Annotated in this window: 3 protein-coding genes; all 3 read left to right on the top strand. The window is 66.3% G+C overall.

All coding sequences use genetic code 11. The features are described 5' to 3' along the window. Positions 1–44: 44 nt before the first annotated feature. A complete protein-coding gene (gene hisH, locus D3261_RS19370; RefSeq protein WP_120075239.1) occupies positions 45–698 on the top strand; it encodes an imidazole glycerol phosphate synthase subunit HisH in 654 nt (217 codons plus the stop codon). Positions 699–776: 78 nt separating this feature from the next. Next, positions 777–1,724, top strand: coding sequence for a cation diffusion facilitator family transporter (locus D3261_RS19365; protein ID WP_120075237.1), 948 nt, complete (start codon positions 777–779; stop codon positions 1,722–1,724). 69 nt (positions 1,725–1,793) lie between these two features. Continuing rightward, entirely contained in the window at positions 1,794–2,741 is a 948-nt protein-coding gene (locus tag D3261_RS19360; protein WP_120075235.1) for a cation diffusion facilitator family transporter, read from the top strand. Positions 2,742–2,919 lie beyond the last annotated feature (178 nt).

Genomic DNA, 2,919 nt, shown 5'->3' with positions numbered 1-2,919 from the left:
GGTTTTAGCGCAAACGCTTTGCGCCGGCCGTCCGAAGCACGACCGTGAGCCTCGAAGCACAGCGAACCACGACGGCCGACGTGGTCGTGGTCGACTACGGCCTCGGCAACCTCCGGAGCGTAACGCGCGGCCTCGAACGCGCCGGGGCCGCCGTCGAGATCACCGACGACCCGGACGCGTTCGCCGAGTGTGACGGCATCGTCCTCCCCGGCGTGGGCGCGTTCCGGGAGGGCGTCGAGAACGCCGACCCCTACCGCCAACCGTTGCTCGACGCCGCCGAGAGCGGGACCCCGGTGTTCGGGATCTGTCTCGGGATGCAGATGCTCCTCACCACGAGCGAGGAGGCCGACCACGCGGGCGAGGGCGACGTCGAGGGCCTCGACCTGGTTCCCGGTCGGAACCGTCGGTTCGACGGCGACCTGAAGGTGCCGCACATGGGCTGGAACGAACTCGACATCCAGCGCGACCACCCGCTGGTCGAGGGCGTGGACGGGGAGCACGCCTACTTCGTCCACTCCTACTACGCCGACCCCGAAGACCAGGGGGCGGTGGTCGCCACCACCGACTACGGCCACGACTTCCCGAGCATCGTCGCCGACGAGTCGGGGACGGTCTTCGGCACCCAGTTCCACCCCGAGAAGTCGGGCGAGACGGGGCTCCGGATCCTCCGGAACTTCGTCGACATCTGCGCCGACTGAACGCCGTTCGGGGCGAGGGAGCCGACGCGGCCGGGAGTAGGCGAAAGAGCCTTTGTGCGGAGGCGCGCGTCACGGACAATGGCCGAGAGCAAGTCCGTCGTCGTCGCCGCCCTCATCGCCAACGGTGCCATCGCCATTCTGAAATTCATCGGCTATCTCCTCACCGGAAGCGCCGCGATGCTCTCGGAGACCTACCAGTCGGTCTCCGACACCGGCAACCAGGTCTTCCTCCTCATCGGGATCCGGTACTCGAAGAAGCGCGCCGACCAGCGACACCCCTTCGGCTACGGCAAGTCACAGTTCTTCTACAGCTTTCTCGTCTCCGTTCTCCTGTTCGGCGTCGCGGGGATCGAGAGCGCGCGGAAGGGTTACGAGACGATCTTCGGCGAGAGCACCTTCCACATCAGCAACGCCACGCTCCCGGTGATCGACGTCACGCTCTCGGGCGCACAGATCAGCTACCTCGTGCTGTCGCTCGCGATCCTCTTCGAGCTCTACGCACTGAAGAAGGCCTACGCCGAGATGAAACGCCAGATCGACGAGCACAACTGGAGCGGTCTCCGGGAGGCCTTTCAGAAGACCAGCGACGTGACGACGCTGACCGCGTTGACCGAGGACTCGCTCGCGCTCGCCGCGGCGGCGATCGGGATGGTCGGGATCTACCTCACCGAGCAGACGGGCAACGTGATGTACGACGGAGCCGCCGCCCTCGTGATCGGGATCCTCCTGATGGGCTTCGCGGCCGCGCTCGCCTGGCAGAACAAGCGTCTCCTCCTGGGTGAGAGCCTCCCGGCGTCCGAAGAACGCCGTCTCCGCGAGCTCGTCGCCGACTGGAACGGTGTCGACCGGATCGTCGACTTCAAGACGGTCTACTTCGGTCCGGAGGAGGTCATCCTCGCCGCCGACGTGGCGTTCGACCGCGACCTCGACACCACCACGATCGACGACCGCATCAGCGCCATCAACGACGCGCTCATGGAGACCAACCCACAGATCCGGAACGCGTACATCGAACCCGAAGCGTAGCGCGCTCCGAACCGGTCCGGTCATCCCCGCTACGAAAGAGCCTTTTGGCGAACGCGCGCGTCACGAGTCATGGCAGAAAGCAGGTCCGTCGTCATCGCCGCCCTCATCGCCAACGCCGCCATCGCGATCCTGAAGTTCGTCGGTTTCCTCATCACCGGGAGCGCCGCGATGCTCTCGGAGACCTACCACTCGATCTCCGACACCGGCAACCAGATATTCCTCCTCATCGGGATCCGCTACGCCGGCAAGGACGCCGACCGCCAGCACCCGTTCGGCTACGGGAAGGCCCAGTTCTTCTATAGCTTCCTCGTCTCGGTGCTCCTGTTCGGCATCGCGGGCTGGGAGAGCGCCCGCCACGGCTACGACGCCATCGTGCATCCCCACGCACCCGGCGAGGGAACCACCGTCCTCCCGTTGATCGGGATCGAGATCCCCGGCGTCTGGGTCAACTACGCCGTCCTCATCGGCGCGATCCTCTTCGAGGCCTACGCCCTCCGGAAGGCCTACCTCGAGATGGAGCGCCAGCGCGAGGAGCACGGCTGGGAGAGCTTCCGCGAGGCGTTCCGGAAGACCAGCGACGTCACCACCCTCACCGCCTTCACCGAGGACACCATCGCCGTCGCCGGCGCGGGCATCGCGCTGTTCGGGGTCTACCTCTCGCGGGTGACCGGCAACCCGATCTTCGATGCCGTCTCCGCACTGTTGATCGGGATCCTCCTGATGGGCTTCGCGCTCGCGCTCGCCTGGGAGAACAAACGCCTCCTCATGGGCGAGAGCCTGCCCGCGAACGAGGAACGCGAACTCCGGCGCGTGGTCGCCGGCTGGACCGGCGTCGACCGGATCGAGGACTTCAGAACCGTGTACTTCGGCCCCGAGGAGGTCATCGTGACCGGCGACGTCGAGTTCGACCCCCGCCTCGACACCACCACGATCGACGAGCGAATCACCGATATCGAGGACGCGCTCCGCGAAGCCAACCCCCAGGTGCGGAAGATCTACATCGAGCCCGAGGCCTAGATCCCCACCTTTCGCATCCCCACCTTTTGCTGCGCTCGTTCGCCTTCGGCTCACTCGCTGGCAAAATGTGGATCAAAAGCGCATCGGACTCCCTACGGTCGTCCTCGCGCCCGCTCACTCGCTCCGCTCGTTCGCGGAACAACCACTAACTCTCCCGCCCCACTCCGCCACCGCCCCG

This window comes from Halococcus sp. IIIV-5B (assembly GCF_003602035.1).
Lineage (GTDB): Archaea > Halobacteriota > Halobacteria > Halobacteriales > Halococcaceae > Halococcus > Halococcus salsus.
This window is presented reverse-complemented; position numbering and strand designations above follow the sequence as displayed.